Source organism: Methylobacterium sp. WL19 (assembly GCF_008040005.1).
GTDB classification, from domain to species: domain Bacteria; phylum Pseudomonadota; class Alphaproteobacteria; order Rhizobiales; family Beijerinckiaceae; genus Methylobacterium; species Methylobacterium bullatum.
On the sequence record NZ_VRVC01000221.1, the window covers coordinates 1 to 4,075 of the forward strand.

Below are 4,075 nucleotides of genomic sequence, written 5' to 3' on the forward strand. Positions count from 1 at the left end.
GCCGCGGCCCTCGGGCACCCGGCGCGCGGCGAGGCGATGGTCGCGGACCTCGACGCGCGGCTGGCGCAGGTGGTGCCGGCGGCAAAACCGTTGCGGGCACTCGTCATGCGCCCGAATGCCTTCACGGTCGCACCCGGCAGCCTTGGCGATGCGATCATCCGCGCCGCCGGCCTCGTCAACGTTGCGGCAGAACTCGGTCGCGACCGCTTCGGCCAGGTCCCGCTGGAAGCGGCGGCCTTCGCCGACGCCGACCTCATCGTCCTCGACGAGGGGGAGCCCGGCGCGCCGTCGCTGGCCGATGCCCTGCTGCACCATCCCGTCCTCGACGCGCTACGTCGGCAGGGGCGTACCGTCTCAATTCCGAACCGGCTCTGGACCTGTCCAGGTCCGCAGTTCGCCGAGGTCGTGGCCTTGCTCGCTGCGGCGGCACACCAACGGGCGGCACGATGAACGCTCCCCTCCCGCCTCCCATGCGGGTCGACCGGGCGGTCGTCGGACCCCGCGCGGTCGTCTCGATACTCGGCCTGCTTGTGCTCGTCCTGACGGTCGCGTCCATCGCGGTCGGGTATGCCCCTTTCGACGTCCCGGCGGCGGCTGGCGACCTCATCGCCGGACGGGCGACCCTCCCGGCGCTGGTGCTCTGGGAACTGCGCCTACCTCGTGCCTTGCTCGGCAGCCTTGTCGGCTTCAGCCTTGGGCTGACCGGGGCGGCGATGCAGGGCTACCTGCGCAACCCGCTCGCCGATCCCGGCATCCTCGGCATCTCCTCCGCGGCGGCCCTCGGGGCCGTGGTGGTGTTCTATGGCGGCTTCGCAGCCTCGCTTAGCCTGGCCCTCCCGCTCGGCGGGATCGCCGGCGCCGCCGTGGCGGCGCTCGCCCTGAACCTTGTCGCCGCCAGAGGCGGCACCACCCTGGGATTGATCCTCGCCGGCGTCGCCCTGTCGAGCCTCGCCGGCGCCATGACGGCGCTGGCGCTCAACCTGTCGCCCAACCCCTACGCGGCCCTGGAGATCGTGTTCTGGCTGATGGGGTCGCTCGCGGACCGCAGCATGGACCATGTCTGGCTATGCCTGCCGTTGATGGCGGTCGGCTGGGGCCTGATGCTGTCCACCGGCCGCGCGCTGGATGCCCTGACGCTGGGCGAGGACACAGCTTCGAGCCTCGGCTTCCATCTGGTCTCAGTCCGTCTGCGCCTCGTCACGGGCGCGGCGCTGGCCATTGGCAGTGGCGTCGCCGTCAGCGGCGCCATCGGCTTCGTCGGCCTCGTGGTGCCCCACCTCGTGCGACCACTGGTAGGCGCGCGTCCCGGCGCCAGCCTATGGCCGAGCGGCCTCGCCGGGGCCGCTCTGGTGCTTGCCGCGGACTTGGGCGTTCGTCTCCTGGCGACGCGCCCGGAACTCAAGCTCGGTGTGGTGACTGCGCTCGTTGGGGCACCGTTCCTGATCGTGCTCCTCCTGCGTGAGCGAGGGCGCGGCGCATGAGCCTCGCGACCGCAGCCCTCGATGTCCGCCTCGGCGGGCGTGCCATCCTGTCGGATATCACCCTGTCCCTGGAACGCGGGACCCTCGTCGGTCTGGTCGGTCCGAACGGCGCTGGCAAGACCACCCTCCTGCGCACCCTCGCGGGCTTGGTCGCCCCGACCAAGGGCCGCGTAAATCTCGACGGTATGGCGCTCAAGGGCATCTCCCGCGACGCGCGCGCCAAGCGCATCGCGGTCCTTTTCCAGGGCACGGGGGCTGGTTGGCCGATGCAGGTGCGTGACCTCGTCGCCCTCGGCAGGCTGCCGCATCGACGCGCGTTCGGTGGCCTCGATGGCACCGATCACGCCGCAATAAACCGAGCGATGACACGGACCGATGTTGCGCGATTCGCCGAGCGGACCGAACCGACCCTGTCCACCGGCGAGCGGATGCGCGTGTTGCTGGCGCGGGCGCTCGCCGTCGAAGCGGAGTGGTTGTTGGCCGACGAACCGATCACCGCCCTCGACCCTGCCCACCAGCTCGACGCCATGACGCTGTTGCGGAGCGTGGCCCTGGCCGGCACCGGCGTCGTGGCCGTCCTGCACGACCTCTCCCTCGCGGCCCGGTTCTGCGACCGGATCGTGGTCCTGGGCGAGGGACGTGTCGCCGCCGATGGACACCCGGACGTTGCGTTGACCGACCGGCTACTTTCGGACGTGTTCGGCGTCACGGTTTGCCGTGGGGCTGGACCGGACGGAACCGCCTACATCCTGCCCTGGAACCGTTCGGGGCCCCATACGGAGGAGATCGATGCAGCCTTCCCCAAACAGCCCTGATGCCACCGTCGCCCTTCTGCGCGGTGCACTGGCCGATCCAACCACGGCCTGGAGCCTTGGCAGCTTCGGTGCCATCGCCGAGTTCATGCGCGATCCCGACGAACCCGTCGTGGCGCTGCCGGACGAGCGCCTGGGACTTGCGACCGCGCGCGGCGCCATCGCCCTGACCCCGAGTTCCGACCTGAGGCCAATCGCCTTTGAGACCGCGGTCGCCTCGGGCTGGAACCACGCGGTCGCCCTCTGCCTGCCGGAAGCGACATGCACGATGAACCGCAGGACCGTGGTGACGGAACTCGGGCCCGACCGGAACGCCGCCCGGGTCGAGGATCGCGACGACATCCTGTTCGACCTCGGCCTCGGCCTGCTCGCCGTGGATGCCTGCGTGCGGGTGCGCGATCCGGAGGCCGTCGAGCGGCTGCGGGCCGGCGTCGGCATGCCCCTGTTTGACCATGCTAACCCTATTGGGCCGCATCTCGTCGCCATGAGCCCGCACCGGGTGTTCCTGGCGCGGGTCGGGCGCGTCGAGGTCTATGCCCCGATCCCTGGCCCCGGCGGTACCAGTCCTGAAGGTCCGCATACGCATGTGCTGCCCAAGCTCCTGCGCAGCGGTCGGACCCATGCCGCCACGACCCCGATCCCGGCGGGCTGGGTCCCCTGCGCCGGCCTGCACCCGGCCCATCCCTACAAGGACATGATGGGCGACCGCATCGCCTTCGATACCGACCGCTACGAAGCGTTCCAGGCGATGCTCGACCATTGGGGTGATCCGGAACTCGTGGCGATCAAGCGCGGCGGGCCCGAGGCGCCCGGCGGCACGGTGTCGACCCGCCACGCCCAGGGCGCACGCCGGGTCGCCGAGGCCCAGGCTCGTTACCTACGCGGCGAGATCATCGAGGGCTCGGCGAGCGACGACGAGGATGCGGAGGCGACGGCCTGACCGTGACCCGGACGGTGCCCGGCAGGAATCTTCCGGGGGCACCCCAGAGGGTGATCGGCCTGATCGGCTGCCCGGGCGCGGGGAAGACGACCTACGCCCGCCGCTTCGACCCTCTCGACGGCTGGGTTCACCTCACCCTCGACGACTTCCGGCAGACGCTCTGGCCGCCGCACCGGCAGGTCTACTGGGAACTGAGGCAGGGCTTACATGGCGATGCGGCCCGGGACCTCCTGCACCGGGTCAAGGAAGCAGCCTTGGATGCCGCCCTGACGAGCGCCTTCAGCGTGGTGATGGCGGACACCCATCTCACCAGACCCGTGTTCGAGCGCGAGCTCGGGATCGTCGCCCGACACGAGCTCACCGTGGAGTGGAAAGTGTTCGACGTGCCGTGGGAGGTGCTCAAGTCCCGCAACGCGGAGCGTGGTCGCGTGGACCCGTCGCATCGCCAGCCGGATGAGGTCCTCCGGTTCACCTACGAGGTTTTCCGATCCCCGGACGCTTGGTGGCGTAGCTTGCCGCCGGAGCAGGTCGAGGTGCTGAGCTGACGGACGGAGTGCGCGATCCATTCTCCCAAGTGTTGCCGGCAGGGCATAACCCCTCGTGCATTGCATTTGGTCCGTTGACGGGCATGGGCGTCGGCATGGTACCTCGGCCGTGACGGTTCCTCCCCGGAGGATCAAAAGGGAACGCGGTGCGGGGGTAGCCCCAACGCCGTGGCTGCCCCCGCAACTGTAAGCGGCGAGCCCTTCGCCACCGACGTCACTGAGCGGCCTCGCTCGGGAAGACGGTGAAGGGCAGTGACCCGCGAGCCAGGAGACCTGCCGTCAGTCGTGGTCACACGC

5 protein-coding genes and 1 riboswitch are annotated in these 4,075 nt (G+C 70.4%); all 5 genes read left to right on the forward strand.

Going from position 1 to position 4,075, the window contains the following annotated elements; translation table 11 throughout:
* On the forward strand, positions 1–450 hold a 450-nt coding region (locus FV220_RS24260), incomplete at its 5' end, for an ABC transporter substrate-binding protein (RefSeq protein WP_147833502.1).
* Positions 447–1,481 (forward strand): iron ABC transporter permease, encoded by a 1,035-nt coding sequence (locus FV220_RS24265; protein ID WP_056162291.1) that lies wholly within the window; start codon positions 447–449, stop codon positions 1,479–1,481. The genes FV220_RS24260 and FV220_RS24265, both read left to right, overlap by 4 nt.
* The gene (locus FV220_RS24270) at positions 1,478–2,296 is read left to right on the forward strand and encodes an ABC transporter ATP-binding protein (protein WP_056162287.1); all 819 of its coding nucleotides are present in this window, start codon (positions 1,478–1,480) and stop codon (positions 2,294–2,296) included. Before FV220_RS24265 ends, FV220_RS24270 begins: the two co-directional genes overlap by 4 nt.
* Complete coding sequence (locus FV220_RS24275) at positions 2,271–3,233, forward strand: hypothetical protein (RefSeq protein WP_147833503.1); 963 nt, start codon at positions 2,271–2,273, stop codon at positions 3,231–3,233. Before FV220_RS24270 ends, FV220_RS24275 begins: the two co-directional genes overlap by 26 nt.
* Positions 3,234–3,235: 2 nt before the next feature.
* Complete coding sequence (locus tag FV220_RS24280; protein WP_238279381.1) at positions 3,236–3,778, forward strand: AAA family ATPase; 543 nt, start codon at positions 3,236–3,238, stop codon at positions 3,776–3,778.
* Between the two features lie 96 nt (positions 3,779–3,874).
* A riboswitch (cobalamin riboswitch) is annotated at positions 3,875–4,074 on the forward strand.
* Position 4,075: the final 1 nt, after the last annotated feature.

Coding starts and splice junctions, on each gene's coding strand:
- FV220_RS24265 (WP_056162291.1), top strand. CDS start 447: ATGAACGCTCCCCTCCCGCCTCCCATGCGGGTCGACCGGGCGGTCGTC.
- FV220_RS24270 (WP_056162287.1), top strand. CDS start 1,478: ATGAGCCTCGCGACCGCAGCCCTCGATGTCCGCCTCGGCGGGCGTGCC.
- FV220_RS24275 (WP_147833503.1), top strand. CDS start 2,271: ATGCAGCCTTCCCCAAACAGCCCTGATGCCACCGTCGCCCTTCTGCGC.